At 46.4% G+C, this 18,873-nt stretch carries 17 protein-coding genes; 13 read left to right on the top strand and 4 right to left on the bottom strand.

Going from position 1 to position 18,873, the window contains the following annotated elements:
* The first annotated feature begins 289 nt into the window (after positions 1 to 289).
* The 6 genes from ACUC6J_RS23525 (at position 290) to ACUC6J_RS23500 (ending at position 5,737) form a co-directional block, all read left to right on the top strand.
* Entirely contained in the window at positions 290 to 1,018 is a 729-nt protein-coding gene (locus ACUC6J_RS23525; protein ID WP_017426158.1) for an ABC transporter ATP-binding protein, read from the top strand.
* Positions 1,015 to 1,815: an ABC transporter permease gene (locus tag ACUC6J_RS23520; RefSeq protein WP_026065365.1), complete on the top strand. Its 801-nt coding sequence runs from the start codon at positions 1,015 to 1,017 to the stop codon at positions 1,813 to 1,815. Before ACUC6J_RS23525 ends, ACUC6J_RS23520 begins: the two co-directional genes overlap by 4 nt.
* A gap of 12 nt (positions 1,816 to 1,827) precedes the next feature.
* Positions 1,828 to 2,595, top strand: coding sequence for an ABC transporter permease (locus ACUC6J_RS23515; RefSeq protein WP_019688923.1), 768 nt, complete (start codon positions 1,828 to 1,830; stop codon positions 2,593 to 2,595).
* A gap of 202 nt (positions 2,596 to 2,797) precedes the next feature.
* Entirely contained in the window at positions 2,798 to 4,030 is a 1,233-nt protein-coding gene (locus tag ACUC6J_RS23510) for an ABC transporter substrate-binding protein (protein WP_019688922.1), read from the top strand.
* 16 nt (positions 4,031 to 4,046) lie between these two features.
* Positions 4,047 to 4,913, top strand: coding sequence for a carbohydrate ABC transporter permease (locus tag ACUC6J_RS23505; protein WP_016822711.1), 867 nt, complete (start codon positions 4,047 to 4,049; stop codon positions 4,911 to 4,913).
* Entirely contained in the window at positions 4,913 to 5,737 is an 825-nt protein-coding gene (locus ACUC6J_RS23500) for a carbohydrate ABC transporter permease (protein ID WP_016822712.1), read from the top strand. The genes ACUC6J_RS23505 and ACUC6J_RS23500 overlap by 1 nt, the downstream gene beginning before the upstream one ends.
* 112 nt (positions 5,738 to 5,849) lie before the next feature.
* Here the strand turns inward: ACUC6J_RS23500 and ACUC6J_RS23495 are convergent, their stop codons facing one another.
* The 3 genes from ACUC6J_RS23495 to ACUC6J_RS23485 all read right to left on the bottom strand — a co-directional run bounded on the left by ACUC6J_RS23495 (position 5,850) and on the right by ACUC6J_RS23485 (position 9,320).
* Positions 5,850 to 7,535 (bottom strand): DUF4179 domain-containing protein, encoded by a 1,686-nt coding sequence (locus ACUC6J_RS23495; protein WP_447249505.1) that lies wholly within the window; start codon positions 7,533 to 7,535, stop codon positions 5,850 to 5,852.
* Positions 7,495 to 8,055, bottom strand: coding sequence for an RNA polymerase sigma factor (locus ACUC6J_RS23490; protein ID WP_447249504.1), 561 nt, complete (start codon positions 8,053 to 8,055; stop codon positions 7,495 to 7,497). The genes ACUC6J_RS23495 and ACUC6J_RS23490 overlap by 41 nt, the downstream gene beginning before the upstream one ends.
* Before the next feature lie 257 nt (positions 8,056 to 8,312).
* Positions 8,313 to 9,320 (bottom strand): acrylyl-CoA reductase family protein, encoded by a 1,008-nt coding sequence (locus tag ACUC6J_RS23485; protein ID WP_447249503.1) that lies wholly within the window; start codon positions 9,318 to 9,320, stop codon positions 8,313 to 8,315.
* Positions 9,321 to 9,676: 356 nt separating this feature from the next.
* Here ACUC6J_RS23485 and ACUC6J_RS23480 point away from each other — a divergent pair, with 356 nt between their 5' ends.
* Positions 9,677 to 11,086, top strand: a complete 1,410-nt coding sequence (locus ACUC6J_RS23480; RefSeq protein ID WP_016822716.1) for an MATE family efflux transporter — start codon at positions 9,677 to 9,679, stop codon at positions 11,084 to 11,086.
* Between the two features lie 285 nt (positions 11,087 to 11,371).
* Complete coding sequence (locus tag ACUC6J_RS23475; protein WP_013373617.1) at positions 11,372 to 12,385, top strand: LacI family DNA-binding transcriptional regulator; 1,014 nt, start codon at positions 11,372 to 11,374, stop codon at positions 12,383 to 12,385.
* A gap of 181 nt (positions 12,386 to 12,566) precedes the next feature.
* Here ACUC6J_RS23475 and ACUC6J_RS23470 read toward each other — a convergent pair whose 3' ends face one another.
* Positions 12,567 to 13,523, bottom strand: coding sequence for a sugar kinase (locus ACUC6J_RS23470; protein ID WP_447249502.1), 957 nt, complete (start codon positions 13,521 to 13,523; stop codon positions 12,567 to 12,569).
* Between the two features lie 340 nt (positions 13,524 to 13,863).
* On the opposite strand from ACUC6J_RS23470, the gene kduI reads away from it, so the two are divergent.
* The 5 genes from kduI (at position 13,864) to ACUC6J_RS23445 (ending at position 18,853) form a co-directional block, all read left to right on the top strand.
* Positions 13,864 to 14,694, top strand: a complete 831-nt coding sequence (gene kduI / locus ACUC6J_RS23465; RefSeq protein WP_017428648.1) for a 5-dehydro-4-deoxy-D-glucuronate isomerase — start codon at positions 13,864 to 13,866, stop codon at positions 14,692 to 14,694.
* A 74-nt stretch (positions 14,695 to 14,768) separates the two neighbouring features.
* Positions 14,769 to 15,413, top strand: coding sequence for a bifunctional 2-keto-4-hydroxyglutarate aldolase/2-keto-3-deoxy-6-phosphogluconate aldolase (locus tag ACUC6J_RS23460; RefSeq protein WP_013373614.1), 645 nt, complete (start codon positions 14,769 to 14,771; stop codon positions 15,411 to 15,413).
* A 49-nt stretch (positions 15,414 to 15,462) separates the two neighbouring features.
* On the top strand, positions 15,463 to 16,239 hold the full coding sequence (kduD, locus tag ACUC6J_RS23455) for a 2-dehydro-3-deoxy-D-gluconate 5-dehydrogenase KduD (protein ID WP_016822720.1): 777 nt from the start codon (positions 15,463 to 15,465) through the stop codon (positions 16,237 to 16,239).
* Positions 16,240 to 16,488: 249 nt separating this feature from the next.
* Entirely contained in the window at positions 16,489 to 17,727 is a 1,239-nt protein-coding gene (locus ACUC6J_RS23450; protein WP_447249501.1) for a CynX/NimT family MFS transporter, read from the top strand.
* Positions 17,708 to 18,853, top strand: coding sequence for a winged helix-turn-helix domain-containing protein (locus tag ACUC6J_RS23445; RefSeq protein WP_447249500.1), 1,146 nt, complete (start codon positions 17,708 to 17,710; stop codon positions 18,851 to 18,853). Before ACUC6J_RS23450 ends, ACUC6J_RS23445 begins: the two co-directional genes overlap by 20 nt.
* Positions 18,854 to 18,873 lie beyond the last annotated feature (20 nt).

The raw sequence follows: 18,873 nt of genomic DNA, 5'->3' as shown, positions 1-18,873 counted from the left end.
AAGAATAGCCCTGAGGTAGCGCGTCTGCCGAGGGGCTATTTTTGTATGGTAAAGACATTATCACCAAAATTAATAACCATCTATTATATTAAATGACATTTATAAATTATTTATATTTTATTTTACATATAAAGCGAACCTTTTACATTTCGCAACATGTGGTATTTTTTAAACTGTATGGTTAATGTGGATCATTGTTAACTGAAGTTTGTGTCGTCAATAGAAATCTTATATATCCAATGCCCGCGTTGAAACTATTTTACGATTCGTTATGAATGGGGGAAATAGTATGTCGGACTCCTTGCTGGAGGTCAGCCAGGTGACGAAAAAAATGGGAAAAAGGTATTTGTTAGATCGTGTTTCCTTTAAGCTTCAAAAAGGAAAGATATATGGATTTATTGGGCCTAATGGGGCCGGTAAAACTACAATGATGCGAATCATGACCGGATTAATGCAGCCAACCAGCGGTTCTGTAAAGATAGCTTCATATGATGTGCACACTGATCGGGAAAAGGCGTTATGCAAGGTAGGGGCCATTGTTGAATCTCCAGTCTTTTTTGATTACATGACAGGTAGGCAGGTTTTGCGCAACTTGTCACGGCTACATTCTGAAATTGCGCCCTCAGATCGGGAGATACATATCGAAGAGTTGCTTACAAAGGTGAGGCTGGAAAAGCGGGGGGATGACAAGGTGAAAACCTACTCGCTGGGAATGAAGCAAAGACTAGGTATTGCGCAGTCCATGCTGGGCGCTCCTGAGCTTCTGCTGCTGGATGAACCGTCCAACGGTCTTGATCCCATGGGGATGAGAGAGCTGAGAGATATTGTGCTTCAGCTGCGTGATTCTGCGAATTATGCCTTTTTTATCTCCAGTCATCTACTGGATGAATTGCAACAGATGTGCGATGAACTCATTGTAATTAAAGAGGGTAGGCTAGTTTGGCAGGGGCCCGCTGATCAGCTGATAAAGGAAGGCCAACGTCTGGAGGATGCCTTTATGGGATTAATGGGACTATGAAGTTATTAGTATACAGCGAGTTCGAGAGATTATGGAGACGAAAGTGGTTCTGGCTCATGGTATTATGTACACCAATGCTAGCCTGTTCGACAGGAGTATACTTCTTGCGCACGATGAAGATTCCTGTAGAGGTATTATCCCTAAACTTTGTCGTTACGGGTCTGCGTGAGAATTTGTTTTTAGCATGTAATATAGCTGTGGCTGTTTTAGCGGCTGCTGTATACACAGAGGAATTTCGAAGCGGGCAACTGCGTTTGTTGTTTATGCGCCGATTTACCCGCGGTCAGATTTTCTGGGGTAAGCTGTTGGTTTTGAATACTTCTATCTTGCTTCTTCTCATGGCATTTGCAGTATCCTCGCAGGTGATCGTTGAAGTATGGACTCTTTCATATGATATAAGTGATGCGGGACTGTCTGGATCTCAGGGACTACAGATGCTTGAATACTATGGTTGGGCACTTGCCTCATTATTGGCAATAAGCTCCTTTTACTGCTTTGTCGCGATGTACAGTAAGAGTGTAACGTATGCAATCGGTTTTTGTATGGTATACAATCTGGGCTCACTGTTGTTTGATTCATTGTATTTAAAATTGGCCGCTTTGGTTTCTCATATCCCCTACTTATACAATGTGATTGCATTTATGATTGTTCCATATATGCAGCATACAGGACTAGATAGGTCCTTAATGGGGAATTTGTCTGTGAATGGAGCGATTATCACCGTTGTTAGTCTATATCTTATCTTTTTTACTTGGGGGGCTTACCGCCGGTTTGTGACCGATGATTATCTGTATTAGGGGGATTTCCTCGTGCTAGGAATATGGCGAAGTGAAATGGAACGAATTTGGAATCGCAAATCCAGTCTTTTATTATATATAGCCTATATATTAATCGTGATCGCAATTATATGGAGCCATAAAGTAACGGGTACGAAGGTCTTACGTTTTGGTGAAGGAACTGTGGTCGTAAATAATCTCAATCTGCCGTGGCTGATGATGAGTGAGGTTGCTTTATTTCTCATTACAGCAATCCTGCCCATTCTGTATGTGGACCAATTAAGCGGGGATCTCTATTCTGGAGCCTATAGGCTATATGTGTTACGACCGTATCGACGTTTTCAGTTTTGGCTTGCCAAGTTGCTAGCACTATCAGCCATAACGGTCATTTTTATGGGGACAAGCTTGCTTATAGGTGTAATCGCTGGATGGTTGTTTTTTCCGCACAGCTCTACTTTTTTTAAATATGGGTCATCCGTTGCCTCTTTCCGGTCGGACGCTATACCCTACATACTTGGGTTTTATTTGGTATTAACGCTGGTTTGTCTGGTAAAGCTCATGTTGAGTAGCGTTGTGTGTTTGTTTGTGTCACGGCCGTTATTTGCTTATATAGTGATTCTTATCTTATCCGTATTTCTCTTCGAGTTGTTTAGGCCACTCATTATGTTAATGGACCCATTTCGGGAAATATTGCTTGCTCTAAGGATTGACAACTCATTTGAATTTTGGATGTGTGCAGGAGGAATGATTATAGCCTGCATGATTATTAGTTTTACACGATGGCAAAAGAAGATTGTTTAGAAATAAGTTTGTAACCCGAACATTATAAAAGCGAAAGGGATCCACGCGACCGTTTGAAGGTTAGCTGGATCTTTTTTTAATACGAACGGTGTTGGACTTCGGGAAGGCGTTTGCCTCTATGGTATCGTTTCTTTTTCGCCAGAGACGGGTATTAATTGTCTAGTACCGCATAGATTGACATAGGGGAAAAGGAGGTATGAGCATGTGGAATGGGGTCAAAAGGCTGTCTGCACTAGCGGCGATCCTGCTGCTAACGATCGTTGTAAGCGCATGCAATAAGGGCGACGCTTCAGGCAAGGTGCAAATTGAGTTTTTCCAAAATAAGCCGGAGGCTAAGGGTTCATTCGATAAGCTGATCGCTCAATTCAATCAGGAGCATCCTGGTATTGAAGTGACACAGGTTAACCCGCCAGAGGCAGAAACGGTGCTATTGACACGGGTTGTCAAAAACGATGTACCTGACATTGTGGGGCTTGGGGCCACAGATACCTACTCCATTTTGGCGCAAAGCGGTATTTTTACGGATCTGGCAAATACAGAATTACCACGTACGGTGGACCCGATTTACCTCAAAATGCTTAAGGATGTGACCGGGGTCGATCCTGTGTATGGAATTCCTTATGCTGCGAATGCGAATGGTGTGATGTACAACAAAAAGCTTTTTAGGGAAATGGGATTACAGGTGCCCAAAACGTGGGATGAACTGATTGCAACAGCGCAAAAAATCAAGGCTGCTGGCAAGATCCCATTCTATTTTACATATAAAGATGATTGGCAAACGAACCTTCCTTTTAACGCACTGGGTCCGAACCTGGTGGGTATTGATTTTTTCCTGCAACGGCGTGAGAATCAGGTCACCTTTCAGGACAAGTACCGCGAGGTTGCGGAAAAGCAGCTGGAGCTGCTGAAATACGGACATAGTGATAACTTCGGCAAAAACTATGCTGACGGGAACCGTGCTTTCGCTAACGGGCAGGGACTGATGTACATTCAGGGCTCGTGGGCTATATCTGAAATTCGCAAAGCCAACCCGAAAGTGGAACTCGGATTTTTCCCGTTCCCTACAGGGAATGACGCAAAGGCGGTCAAGCTAGTGTCTGGAATAGATACGCTATTAGCTGTTTCGGAAAGCACCCCGCATAAAAAGGAAGCTGAAGAGTTCATTGCCTTCCTATTGAAGCCAGAGAACAGCAAGCAATACATTACGGAACAAACGTTGTTTTCAGCGGTGAAGGGAGTCACACAGGATGACCCGAGTGTGGCAGAGTTGTTGCCGTATTTTAAATCAGGCCGTGTCATTGATTTTGCCGATCATTATATTCCCAAAGCAGTCCAATTGAATTCTATTGTGCAGGCTTTCCTGCAAAATGGAGATATCGACGCCTATCTAGCCAAGCTCGACCGTGAGTGGAATAAGGTAGCTAACCGCCGATAGGGGAGGAGGATGAGACATGAATAAGCGACTGACGACTTTTTACTGGATGACGGTGCCGGCGGTGCTATTGTTTTTTGTATTTTTGACCTTACCTGCCTTGCAGGGTTTTTATTATTCGCTTACCAATTGGAACGGATTCGGGCATCAGTATCACTTTGTCGGATTTAAGAACTATATTAATTTGTTTCAGGACGACAATGTGGGCAATGCTTACTGGTTTACTTTCAAATTTGCGATTGTGGTTACCATTGCGATTAATATTCTCAGCTTGTTGATTGCCATGGGGCTGAACGCTAAAATACGTTTCCGTAATTTCTTTCGAGGAATTTATTTTTTGCCTAATATTTTGAGCGTATTAATTGTAGGTTACATATTTAATTACCTGTTCTCGAACGTGTTTACGATTTGGGGACAAAATCTGGGCATCAGTTCACTATCGACCAACATCTTGGGTAGCGAGCAGTTGGCTTGGGTGGGGGTGGTCATTGTAGCCGTATGGCAGGGCATTGCCTTTAATACGATCCTCTATCTGGCAGGGCTGCAAACAATTCCGACCAGTCTGTATGAGGCATCCAACCTGGACGGTGCAGGTAAATGGCGTGAATTCTGGAGCATTACCTTTCCGTTGATTGCTCCATTTTTTACGATCAATATGGTATTGGCGATGAAAAATTCCCTAATGGTATTCGATCAGATCGTGGCCTTGACGAACGGCGGACCGGGACGGGCCACGCAGTCGATTTCTCATCTGATATACACCGGAGGCTTTAGAGGAGGAGAATTTGCCTATCAGTCAGCTAACTCTGTGATTTACTTTATTGTGATCGCGATCATTTCCATCTTACAGCTGCGATTCCTCCAAAGAAGGGAGATGGATAACTGATGAAAACAAGCAGACGTACCAACTGGCCTGTGCTGATTCTGGTAGCGTTGGGGACAATATTTATCCTGTTTCCCCTCTATATGACGGTGACGATTGCACTCAAAAATCCCGAGCAGATGGCGCATTCCGCCTTTGCCTTTCCGACGGAGCTGCATTGGGAAAATTTTAGTCGTGCAGTGGAAATGACCCATTTTTTCAGTGCTTTTCAGAATAGTGTGATGGTGACAACATCGACGGTCATACTCACTTTGCTCACCAACTCGATGGTTGCTTATGCCATTGCTCGCAATATGCAGCGGCGTTTTTTCAAAGGATTATATTTTTACTTTGTCAGCGCCATGTTTATTCCGTTCCCGATCATCATGCTGCCGATTGTAAAGCTGGCCTCGGGGCTACATATGACCAATCTGTTGGGCCTCATTGTGCTGCATACGGTGTATGGCTTGGCGTTTAATGTCTTCGTGTATGTCGGTTATATTCGGTCGATTCCAGTGGCATTGGAAGAGGCAGCCACGGTAGATGGTGCGACGACATGGGGGACATTTTGGCGTATTATATTTCCGCTGATGGCGCCGATTAGTGCTACAGTGGGGATTCTCACTTGTTTGTCCACATATAATGACTTTTTGCTGCCGCTCATTATTATCAGCGATGCGGAGCAATATACATTGCCGCTCGTCCAGTATGTGTTCCAGGGACAGTTCAATACTGACTTTAATCTGGCCTTTGCCTCGTACTTGATGGCCTTGCTGCCGATGATTATTGTCTATCTGATTGCACAAAAATGGATTATTAATGGTGTTACGCAAGGTTCTGTAAAATAAGATGAGAATACAACAGCTTCAAGCAGCAGGCTGTGCCTTACTAGGCGAATAAAAAGGGGGTTCCTATACTGTGAATCACACAGGTATAGAGAACCCTCCTTTTATAGCATGGTTATTTAGATGCTTGGCTGTTGCTAGTCAGTGGCTGCAAGGGTACGCTCGTCTCTGCTTCAGGTTCGTCCGTTGTATAGTAGAACATATAAATAGAAGCTTCCTTTCCCTTGAAGTTCTTGTAGACATCGACTGCCTTATTATTGCCGTCTCCGGCGAAGTTGGCTGTGATCGGCTTGCCAATCATCCGTTCTTTCCCCAGACCAATATGCGTCTGGTTGATCCCTCCAAAGTGAGTATCCTCACTTTCGGTTTCTACGAATAAATCTGCTCCTTGTTTGTAGTAGGTCCACTTCACAGGATAGCCGCCGATTTGCGTCGTTATCGTCTGCTTTTGCTCAGAAATATCAGTCAAATGCTGCGGCGTTTTGTCATCCGAATGAGTCGTAACCTTGTATTTGCCTGTAAAAGTAATGGGAGTATCTCGGGTAATCGCAAGATGGGCCGGCCGTTCAAAACGGATCGTATTCAGATCGTGGTCCTGATCTGGTGAAGACCAACGATTACCCTCTAACGTTGCGCCGTTCACAGAAAGAAAATATTTTTGATAAGGCAACATGGCGAATTTCTTTTCGCTTCTGATCGTGACACGGATTTGTGTCGGTGTGACAATCATTTGTTCCAGCATGAAATTCGGATTACCGTTCTCCAAGGGGGTATTCAGCACACTTTTAATCGTCCCGCTCTCCATTTTCTTCTTGCTTAGCTGCAGGTCAAAGTTTAGGGGTTCATGTATACTTTTCTCCGTTTGTGCATATTGCAGTTTAAAAGTAGTCTGCCCTTCAGGTATATCCCCTTTAGTAAAATACTGCTGGGCTGTGTATTCTCCGTTCTCACCGGGTGTACCAAATGTCCCTCCAGATTGGGGGTTCACAGGCTTCTCACCTTTGTAGGCAATAATTTGCGGATTGTCCCATTCTTTTGGTATGGAGGAATCGAAGGTAATTGCTGATGACAGCATCAGCTTGTCCTTACCTTGTTCGAATACCTGTACCTTCATATCTTGTAGACCGTTACGATCTAGCCTGAAAGTCTGTTTCTGAGGCGATGTGATATCGAGCGGCAAATCCAATTCCTGAACGCTGGTAAGCTCAATATGATCCACGGTCAGCCGCACGTTTTCTGTTTCTTGCTGCGGTGTCCAATCGCTTTCAAAATAGCCGTTATAGCGTTGATTTTTCTCATCCCATTGTTGGAAGCTATATTCCCCTTCACTACTTTTTCCCGCAGCATTTTTAAGCGATACCCCTTTGACATTCCAAAACTCGTTGTCTGAGCGTTTTCCAACCTCCAGGCTGTACAGAATTACAGTCCGGTTCTCATCGACAATAGCGGTATGCAACGTCAGCTTTATTCCGTCTTTGGTGACAGACTGTTCTAATGGCTGTCCCAGGTCTTGAGCTAACGCCGTCTCAATTCCACTTCTCCCGTGCAGCAAATTGCCCCAGTTATAATGAATGGCAGCATAGACGGGAACGGCAACGAGAAGTGCACTCAGTGAGGCGGCGATAGCTACTTTCCGCCAATTTCTATGTCGTTGCGGAGTAAATGAATCCGAAACGCCGGTTGGCGTAAGGGCAGTATGGCCTGCCTGTTCCATCCGATTCCACATCTCATCGAAGTTAGGATACGCCAATTCCGAATCTTCATTTAACTTGCGCTTCAATGCCTTTTCTACGTTGTTCATAGTTCTCTCCTTCCAGCTTGGGAATCTGTACACCAGCCTCCCGCAGTATTTGCTCCATTAACTTTAGTCCTTTGTGTGTCCTGGATTTGACGGTTCCCAGCGGGATTTCCAGCAGTTTCGATATTTCCGCTAGCGTGAAATCATGCATATAGCGAAGTGTCAGCACAGCACGGATTTTGGCCGGAAGGCGGTTCATGTAAATGGCCCATTCCTCAGCCGACTCGCGTTCCTCCACCTGCCTGTCCACAGGCTTGCCTTCTGTTCCAGTAAAGAGATGGGGATTAGCCGCTACCTTTAAATGCAGGCTTTTTCGGCGTTTAAGATGGTTCAGACAATGATTGACCGTAACTTTCATGATCCAGGCTTTTAGTTGCTCGATATGCTCGCGATTGCTGTGAAACAGAGTAATAAACACTTCCTGCGTTAAATCCTCTGCATCCGAGGCGTTATGGACCATGTAATAGCAGGTTCGGTATACATCCCGTTGATATAGATCAAACAACTCTCGATTACTTTGCAATGATGGCTCTCCTTTCTCGTACAGTTTACCTATATAACAACTGGAGTCCTCAAAAGGTTCATTTGGTTGTGAAAAATAGATCGTCCGCTTCGAATGTGTCCACTTTTTCTCCAATGTACCACACAAAAAAAGAAGCCTGTAAATCTCAAAACTGCAGATTTACAGGCTTCTTATATGTTTCATTGCTAGCCCCTACGGGATGAGCACTCCTTCGGGGCAAAAACACGCTAACGGATAGCTTGCGGGCATAATCCCGCTTAATCAGCTAGCCGTACAATCGTTCTACCCTGTGAGCGGGCTGCCAGGATGTCTTCGAGCGCGCTTGGCAGGTCAGCCAAGCCAATTTCGCGCTCAACGAGCTGCTCCAGCTGCTCCGGCTTCCAGTCACTGCCGAGCTGCTTCCAGATCGCTACGCGGGTGTCATAGGGGCAAAAGACAGAGTCTATGCCCAGCAGATTTACACCGCGCAAAATAAACGGTAGCACCGTCGTAGGCAGCTTGGTGCCTGCTGTCAGGCCGCTCACGGCAACAGAGCCGTTGTAGGCGATCTGGCTAAGCAGCGAAGCGAGCGGCTTTCCGCCTACAGGGTCTACAGCCGCTTGCCAAAGCTGCTTGCCTAGCGGTCGGATGCTCTCGGCACCGTCGTAGACCTCCTCACGCGAAATAACCTCGGCTGCTCCGAGCGCCTTGAGGTAATCATGTGATTCGGCTTTGCCGCTGCTGGCTACGACATGGTAGCCCCTCTTGTGCAGCAAGGCAATGGTTGCACCGCCTACGCCACCCGTTGCTCCGGTGACGAGTACCTTGCCCTTCTCCGGTGCAACGCCGTTTTGCTCTAGCCGATATAACGACAGGGCTGCGGTAAATCCGGCTGTCCCGAAAATCATCGCCTCTCTCAGCGTGAGTCCGTCTGGAAGCGGAACTACCCAGTCCGCAGGCACACGCGCGTATTGGCTGAATCCTCCGAATTGAGACACACCCAGCCCGTAGCCTGTAACGAGTACCGCTTGTCCCTCGCTAAAGCGGCTATCCTCCGAGGAGACGACAGTTCCCGAGCAATCTATGCCGGGTACGAATGGATAGGCTTTGACAATATTGCCATCCTTGCGGGCGGCAAGCCCGTCTTTATAGTTGATACTGGAATAAGCGACACGAATCAATACCTCTCCAGCAGGTAAACTGTCAGTTTCCAAAGAACGCACTTCTGCTTGAACTTCACCGTCCTGCGTCTGATCGACGACAAGGGCCTGAAATGACTGAGCCATCTGTAAAAGCCTCCTTTATTACCGTTTAAGCTTATGAATGGTCTATATATTCCATCTCTAATATACAAATTATGCTTATGCAGCATACAACAATCTGCACAGCCTGTCAGCGGCAATGCTCACAAGCTCTTAATCTATTATACCCTTTAGCTTATAATTACGTCGAAAATACCGGATTATGGATATATTCTTGCAACAATCTATTTCAATAAAGTTCGATAATCAATTATAAAGAGAGTGATAAATGAATTCTTACGCATTTTTCAAATCATTTTACGTAAACGGGATGTATTTTCAGAATGACTGTGCTAACATACCCTTTGATCGTTAAATATTCTATGAAGAAAGGTGAATGAATGACAACCAGAGCACTAAAAAATGGTTCGGTATTGTCCGAAGCCAAGGAACTGAATTTGTTCCGTTTGACATGGCCTATTTTCCTTGAATTGTTCCTGTTTATGCTAATGGGAAGCGTCGATACATTCATGCTCAGCTCTGTATCTGATAATGCAGTGTCGGGTGTGGGCGCATCCAATCAAATTATTTCAATCGCTATCCTTGTACTGGAGGTTATCGGCAACGGCGCTGCTATCGTCGTAGCTCAATATATCGGTTCTAAGAAACTAGTCGAAGCGGCCCAGGTGACGGGTACGGCCATTACTCTGAATTTAATGGTAGGTCTTTTGCTAAGCGTCATTTTTCTTGTGTTTGGTACTCATATGTTGCAATGGCTGAATGTCCAGGGTGATATTCTGACTTACGCGGAATCCTATATGAGTATCGTCGGGGGGGCCATTTTCCTTCAGGCATTGATTAACTCGCTGGCGGCGACCATTCGTACGCACGGTTTTACCAAAGAAACGATGTATGTATCGGTTTTTATGAACGTGATCCACGTGGTCGGCAACTATGTTTTGATTTTGGGACATTGGGGAATGCCTGCACTCGGTGTAGAGGGTGCTGCTATTTCTACAGTAGGTAGCCGCTTTATTTGTCTCTTGATCTTCTTCTGGCTGATGTACCGGGTAACTGAGGTCCGTGTCGAGTGGAAATATTACGTCCATTTATCCAAAAAATTCATCTCAAAAATATTGCGTATTGGTGTACCATCCGCGCTGGAGTCCATCATGTATCAGTCGTGTCAGCTCATATTCACACTGTACGTGACCTATCTGGGCGCAGAAGCAATGGCGACACGTCAATATGCCAATAATATTTCGAGCTATATTTATTTGTTCAGTATGGCAGTTGGTATGGGAACAGCTATCGTAGTGGGAAGACTCGTGGGAGCCAGAGAGAAGGATACGGCTTATAAACGTGTATTGAGCAGTGTGAAATGGGCGCTGCTCGTGACTGTGATCATTGATGCGATAGTTATCTTTTTCCGTGTACCCTTGCTCGGTTTGTTTACGGAAAACCCTGAGATTATTCGTTTGGGTGCACAGGTTATTTTACTTAGCATTCTGCTGGAAACTGGCCGGACGACGAATATCGTCATTATTAACTCGTTGCGTGCTGCTGGAGATGCCAAGTTCCCGGTCTTTATGGGCCTGATCTCCATGGTCTGCATGAGCTTGCCGCTGGGTTATCTGCTGGTATTCAAGCTGGATATGGGACTGGCTGGTGTGTGGCTGGCGATTGCTGCTGATGAATGGACTCGTGCTGTCATCATGTATGCCCGCTGGAGAAGCCGGTTATGGGAGAAGCATTCGCTGGTCGAGCACGATACACCAGATCAGCCTGCAACGCCTGTTCCGGCGCACTAATCCAAGTAATAATTCGGGTTAGCTAGAATCTAGCTTTTCGATAGAGTTGTATACGTGGAGGTAGTTCAAGAGAACATCTTGAGCTGCCTCTTTTTGCTGCATAGAGAGGAAATAGCAGAGAACCAGGAACTGTATATGAAAAAAACGCGCAGTGGCGCCACAGGTAAGTTTTAAGCTCAGAATATATCATAATGGCATTCATAAATAGAAGTATGGTAAATTTACTAAAAGAAAGATATACTTTTGTTGCACTAACGCAGTACATGAAAGACAAGGAGTGTACCGATGAAGAAGCCGACGATTGAAGATGTTGCCCAGAAGGCGGGAGTGTCTAAAAGCACTGTCTCGCAATTTCTGAACAAACGATATAAATATATGAGCGACCAAACCAAAGACCGGATCGCCGAGGTTATTCAAGAGCTGAACTATCAGCCTAACGGGCTAGCCCGCAGCTTGAAGCAAAACCGGACGTTTATGGTGGGAGTCATTGTAGCCAACATTGATTATACGCTGTCGATTCAGTCTATCCGTGCGATTGAGGAGGAATTGCAGCGCTTTGGCATACAGGTGATTATTTGCAACGCCGATGAAAACCCCGACAAGGAAAGTCAGTATATTGAGATGCTCAAGGCCCGTCAAGTGGATGGCTTAATCATTTTCCCGACAGGAAAGCATGCAGACATTTACAACCAGCTCATTCGTGAAAAATATCCATTGGTGTTTTTGGACCGCTTGGTAGACGGTGTCAATACACGCAGCCTGCTGTTGGATAACGAAATGGCGATTAAGCTGGCGATTCAGGAACTTGTGGCTCACAAGCATGAACGAATTGCGCTGATTACCTTGCCCCTTGGCTTGAATCGGATTACTCCACGAGTGGAGCGGCTCAGCGGATATAAGAAGGCGCTGGAGGAGCATGGCTTGCCATTTCGTGAAGAATATATGCACAGTGTGCCGAGAGAAGAAATCCAGCAGACGTTGAAGGAGCTGTTCCAACTGCCGGAGCCGCCGACTGCATTGTTGGCCGGGAATGATATCGTGTTGGCTGAGGCGTTAAAGTATGTGAATGCCCGCCGTATACGCATTCCGGCAGAGCTGTCCATTATCGGGATTGACGATGCGGAGTTTGCTCATATTTACAATCCGCCAATTACGACCATTACACAACCGATTGCGGATATGGGGAAACAGGCGGCAAAAACGCTGCTGTCCAGCATTGAGGAAGGCGGCGAGTCGGTTCCGATTATTTACCGATTTGTGCCGGATATCAATCGAGGAGAATCTGTCAAAACGCTGTAGATGAGCACCATGCCACATATTATAAAAATAGCCCGTATTCCTTTGTGTGACCTGAGTATGCGCATGCTGCTCAGGTCACACAAATGTGAATACGGGCTATTGGAAGTTAAGGCTGACTTGGATGCGGCCTTGTTGAGCTTGCGCTCGTAGCGGTGAAGGTTATGCGGGGAATGAGCCCAGACTAATTCGTGCTGGCGCTGAGCAAAAAAGCTTCCAATTCGGTTCGTGTCGGATAGCCGTCCATGTCTCCAGCGGACATGACAGCCAGCGCACCAAGTGCATTACCACGCTTGACCGCTTCAGCCAGGGGTAATCCTTCCAGCAGCGCGCTGATCACACCTGCGGCAAAGCCGTCACCTGCGCCGACAGTATCCACGACATGATCTACGCGGAAACGCTTGACATATCCCTCTGCATCTGCGGATTTGTAATAGGCGCCTTCGGTTCCCAGCTTGATGATCACCAGCGAGGTGCCGCGATCGAGGTAGAACGAAGCGATGTCTTCAGGCGAAGTATAGCCTGTTAGTATTTTACCCTCATGGATGCCTGGCAGCAGCCAATCGCAACCCTCGGATGCTTCGTTAATCGCCTCCACCATCGTTTGTGTGTCAGGCCATAACTTGGGTCTGAGGTTAGGATCGAAGGATACGGTTTTGCCTGCCTTTTTCATAAACTGCTTCGCATGTCGAGCGAAGTCGCGGCATTCAGGGGAAAGTGCGACAGAAATACCTGTAAAGTGCAGGTGGCGAGCCCCAGCAAAGTAAGCTTCGTTAAAATCAGCAATGCTCAGTGTGGAAGCGGCGGAATGCCTGCGAAAATATTCGACCTCAGGGTCGCCGCTAGTAACTTTGGATTTAATCAGCATCCCAGTAGAGTGGTCTTTGGTAAACATAACATTTTGGGTGTCAATCTTCTCCTGACGCAGTGCATCGGCAATGAACTTGCCGAACGCATCCTCGCCGAGCTTGGTCACGAGTCCAGCTCGTAGCCCCAAACGCGACAAACCGGCCGAAACATTCGTCTCCGCCCCGGCCAGCGCTTTGGTAAATGAACGCACCTCATCCAGAGAGCCTGCTTCATTGGCGTAAAACATAGCCATGGGTTCTCCAAAGGTAACAGCATCCAATGTTGCGGTCATTTGAATTCCTCCTTATGTTTAGTAAACTAAATCTGTAAGCGTATGCACCGCTTGAATAAAATGAAATTATCACATAAATCGGTTTTTCACAATGAGTAAGTTGATATATTTGCTAAAAACTTTTTGGGCAATGTAGATAAAAAAATATGATTTTGTTTATCAAAAGGTAAAAATCGTATAAAAATCCGCGAATATTAAGGCTTTTTCTAGAAATGATGAAGTTTTGGGTTGACACACTCTTAGATAATTATTACAATTCTAGCTAAGAAGTAGAGTTAGAAACCGCTTTTATAACAATTCCGTTGATAAAAAAGTTTATCTAAACAGGAGGAATGTTTTTATGGAAATGCGTTATTCAACTCATCCCGAACATGCCAAGCATTTTACGACTGAAGAGTTGCGTCAGCACTATCTGATCCAGGAGCTTTTTGTACCTGAGGAAGTAAAGCTGGTCTATACGCATGAAGATCGTGTCATTATCGGGGGCATTCATCCCGTGAATAAATCTGTTGCACTGGAAGGTAGCGATCAAATCAAAGCGGAAACTTTCCTGGAACGCCGTGAACTGGGTGTTTTTAATGTCGGCGGCAGCGGTACGGTCAAGGTGGATGGTGAAACTTACGAGCTGGCCACAAAAGACTGTCTCTACGTAGGTAAAGGTGCTAAGAAGTTGATCTTTGAAAGCGATTCCAGCGAAAAGCCTGCGAAATTTTATATCGTTTCAGCCTTGGCTCATACCACGTATCCAACGACGAAGCAGTCTTTTGCCGATGTGCCGTCTGAAAGTCTGGGTTCGCAAGAAACAGCCAATAACCGTACGTTACGTCGCTTTATCCATGACGAAGGCATTCAAAGCTGCCAGCTGGTTATGGGGATGACCACGTTGGAGAACGGCAGTGTGTGGAACTCCATGCCGACACATGTTCATGACCGTCGCATGGAAGTGTATTTCTATTTTGAACTGGACGAAAACGCCAGAATGTTCCACCTGATGGGTGAGCCGAACGAAACACGCCATCTGGTCATGAAAAATGATGAAGCCGTTATTTCTCCGCCTTGGTCTATCCATTGCGGTGCAGCTACAGGCAGCTATACCTTCATTTGGGGCATGGCCGGTGAAAATAAAACATACAAGGACATGGATCAGGTAGCCATGAGCGAGTTGCGTTAATCATTGTATTGGAACGTAGACCTGCAAGCGGCTGAGGAACCATGGTCATCCCATTCGTGGAAAGGATCAGGAACATGACGAAAAAGAAAGTTTTGGAACATATTACTTCGGTTGGTGTTGTCGCAGTCATTCGGGGAAACACAGCGGAGGAAGCGTATCAAATGTCCAAAGCCTGTATTGAAGGCGGCTTGGATAATATTGAGCTTACGTTTACCACGCCAGATGCGGATCAGGTCATTCGAAGATTGAGAGACGAATTTAAGGATCGGGCCGTTATTGGTGCAGGAACTGTACTGGAGTCACTGACGGCAAGAATTGCTATTCTGGCCGGAGCAGAATTTGTCGTAAGTCCTTCTTTTGAAGAAGAAACAGCGAAGCTATGCAATTTGTATGCGATTCCTTATATGCCTGGCTGCATGACGCTGAATGAGATCAAGGAAGCCATGAAATTGGGTAGTGATGTTGTGAAGTTGTTCCCGGGCAATACGATGGGGGCGGACTTTGTTAAGGCCGTGAGAGGGCCAATGCCTCACGTGCAGATTATGCCAACCGGTGGCGTTGATCTGGATAATATGGAAACCTGGCTGCGTAACGGCTGTGTGGCCGTGGGAATTGGAGGCAATTTGACGGCTCCAGCCAAGGAAGGTCGCTACGACTTGATCACAGAAAATGCAGCGCGTTATGTGGCTAAATACAAAGAAGTACGTGCAGCGTTGTAGGCTTCAGAAAATATAGGTTTTTATACTAATTTGTGATGGAGGCGTAGGCATGGGTCTGGACGATTTTTCATTGGATTTTTTTAGTCTAAAAGGTAAAACGGCGATTGTAACAGGGGGCAACAGTGGATTAGGTCAAGGATATTCCGTAGCTTTGGCCAAAGCAGGCGCAAACCTGTTCATTGTAGCTAACAATGATGATTATGAAGAAACAAGACGTCTGCTGGAGCCAACGGGTGTGAAGTTTGCTTTTCACCAGGCTGACCTGACTGAAAAAGCATCCATTAAAAAACTTGTAGAAGAGTGTGTCAAGGAATTTGGCAAAATTGATATCCTTGTCAATAACGCGGGTACGATCCGCCGCGCTCCTTTGCTGGAGTATAAAGATGAAGATTGGGACGCTGTTATGGAAATCAACCTGAATGCTGTATACCATTTGAGCCAGGAAGTGGCGAAGATAATGGTAGAGCAAAAAAGCGGGAAGATTATTAATGTCGCTTCTATGCTTGCTTTCCAGGGCGGCAAGTTCGTTCCGCCATATACAGCAAGCAAGCACGCAGTAGCTGGTATAACCAAGGCATTTGCGAACGAACTGGCGGTTCATAACGTTCAGATTAATGCGATTGCCCCTGGTTATATTGCTACGGCGAACACGGCTCCAATTCGTGCGGATGAGAATCGCAATCAAGAGATTTTGTCACGTATTCCTGCGGGTCGTTGGGGTGATCCGTCTGACCTGATGGGGGTTGTTGTTTTCCTCGCCAGTCAGGGTTCGGACTACATGAATGGTCATATCTTGGCGGTGGATGGCGGCTGGCTGGTACGTTAATCAGCGCCAATCACATCGAAGCTATGAACTGAAAGCTGCCTCAAAAGGAACTTGTCCTTTCAGGCAGCTTTTATTTGTTTGATGAACCTGTAAGCTGAATATGAAGATTTGGGGCGTTGTGTCGATCCGTCCTATGCATATGGCACGAATGCCTTTATAATTTAATGAGATAAAAATTGCCTAGGCTCCAGCCGTTACACTTGGTTGGAGCCTTTGAGCATAATACAGAATGGATTGGAGAATGGAGAGATGAGTTCACAGCAACACCAACGAGCTTTGGTATACAAATCGTTGTGGCATGCAGGTCCTTGGGTGCTTGCCGCAGGGATCATCCTGGTAGGTGCCAATCTGCGCGCCTCGATTACTTCGGTAGGACCCCTTATCGGTTTGATTAAGGATTCTTTGCATATTTCGAATACACTAAGTGGTCTGTTAACGACGTTCCCGCTGCTTGCTTTTGCACTGTTGTCGCCTTTTGTAGCCAAACTGTCGCGGCGCTTCGGGTCTTCCCTTATTATTTTTGCGGCCTTGCTGCTGTTGACCGCAGGTATTGTAGTGCGCTCGACGCTGGGGGTGACTGCATTATTTGTCGGGACTGCGATGCTGGGACTGGCTATTGCTGTGTGCAATGTTTTGCTGCCCAGTTTGATCAAAGAGGAATTTCCCCGCAACAGCGGACTAATGACCGGCGTATATTCCGTATCCATGAATGTGGTCGCTGCAACAGCATCCGGTCTGAGTATACCGCTGGCTCTGAATGGAGGAATGGGCTGGCGCGGTGCTTTGGGGATTTGGGCGATTGTCGGTGTCCTAGGTATTTTACTCTGGGTGCCGCAGCTCCTTAAGGCGCGCCGAACGGCTAGTCAAGCGGTAGTATCTGCCCGAACGGTGAATGTGTATAAATCGTCTTTGGCTTGGAAGGTAACGCTGTTTATGGGGCTGCAATCTGCCCTGTTCTATGTTCCTGCTGCCTGGTTTCCCGAAATGATGAGCGGACAGGGAATGGATTCAGAGACTGCGGGATGGATGCTGTCTGTGATGCAATTTTCGCAAATGCCATTTACTTTTATTGTGCCTATTTGGGCGGCGCGAGTGAAGAATCAGCGGATATTGGTTCTGATTATGGCTGCGCTCTATTTTATAGGTCTGGGTGGATTTCTGCTCGGGGCTACACAGTGGAGTGTGATTTGGGTCATTTGTATGGGTATAGCGGGTGGTTTTGCTTTTCCGCTAGTTATGATGTTCTTTAATTTGCGGACGCGAACACCGCAGCAGGCAGCAGAGCTGTCAGGTATGGCGCAATCCTTTGGTTATTTGCTAGCAGCGACTGGGCCGACGCTGTTCGGCTATTTGCATGATGCGACACAAGGCTGGACAATTCCGCTGCTTTTACTCTTGTGCCTGAGTGTTCTGCTTATGTTTACAGGGCTGGGTGCAGCTAAGAAACGATATGTCGGAGGCGAGGTGGATGATCAGGCTGCAATTTGATGCAGATGGCTACAGTGTGGTCTATAATGCAGATCGTGTTATGTTGTTGGCTAAAGAGTTTGCATTGTTGCGCTTTTTATACGATAACCGGAATCAGGTGTTCACCCGGGAACAACTGCTGGATCGTGTGTGGCCACTGGAATATCCAGTGGAGCGTACAGTGGATGATCATATCTATAGATTGCGCAAAAAACTTAAGTCATGGAATGGACTCCGTATTCATACGGTCAGAGGATATGGCTACAGCTTGACCCTGACTGCCATACAACCACGAAATCATCCTTCTTTGCACGATCAGGAAGTACAGGACGCCGTTCATGGACTTTTTCGAAAGTATCACCTGCTGGGGCAAGGCGATTCCATCGTAGCGCTGGCTGAACAGCAGGAGCAGATGGGTTTTCAAATGTCTGCCTATTATCAAATGTATACCCGTTTTGTACAGGCGGATGTAGCTTGGTTTTTGAAGCAAGAGGATTTTGCACCCGCAGACCGTTTGTATTGGATGTTGCTGCTTTATACGTGCACCGCAGGGGTAACGGATCAAGGGCTTGCCCTATGTGAACGTGCGCTTGCCAGCGGATTGCTGTCCAGTGATCAGGAGCGGGAATTACGTATCCTCAATATTCTGGAGGCTTATGTGGAGAATGGACAACCTGAACGCGCACAGGAAGGTCTACCACTGACCTTCAAGGTTATGGAGCGGGATGATCTTGATAAATTTGAGATGCCGGTTGCGCTCATGGAGATGTACATGCATCTGGTCGCCAATCATATGGAAAAGGCTGCCGAACTGTCTGATCGTCTGGAAGGCATGCTGTCAGAGGCTCCGTATTTGCGCGAACTGGGCCGTTATCGCTTGCTGCGCGGACTTATGCTGTTGCGTACTGGAGATGTAGACCAGGCCGAGCGGCTCATGGATGAGGGGCTGGTCACCCTTGATATGGCGAAACAGGAGCTATTAAAAATCAAAGCAATAAGTCAAATTCGTAGTTTTTTAAAGCTTTGCAGCCCGTATCCAAGGCTGGAAGAGAAGTATGCGACTCAGTATGATCAGCTTGACCGGGACAACAGTTTAACACTGCATCGTTCAGTGCTAAGGCACTGGCTGGAGCAGATCCTTTCTTAGGCCTGACTTCCTTAGCTGTC

This window comes from Paenibacillus sp. JJ1683, from assembly GCF_053006485.1.
Note: the sequence above shows the minus strand (reverse complement) of the source record. Positions and strands in the feature narration are given on the sequence as shown.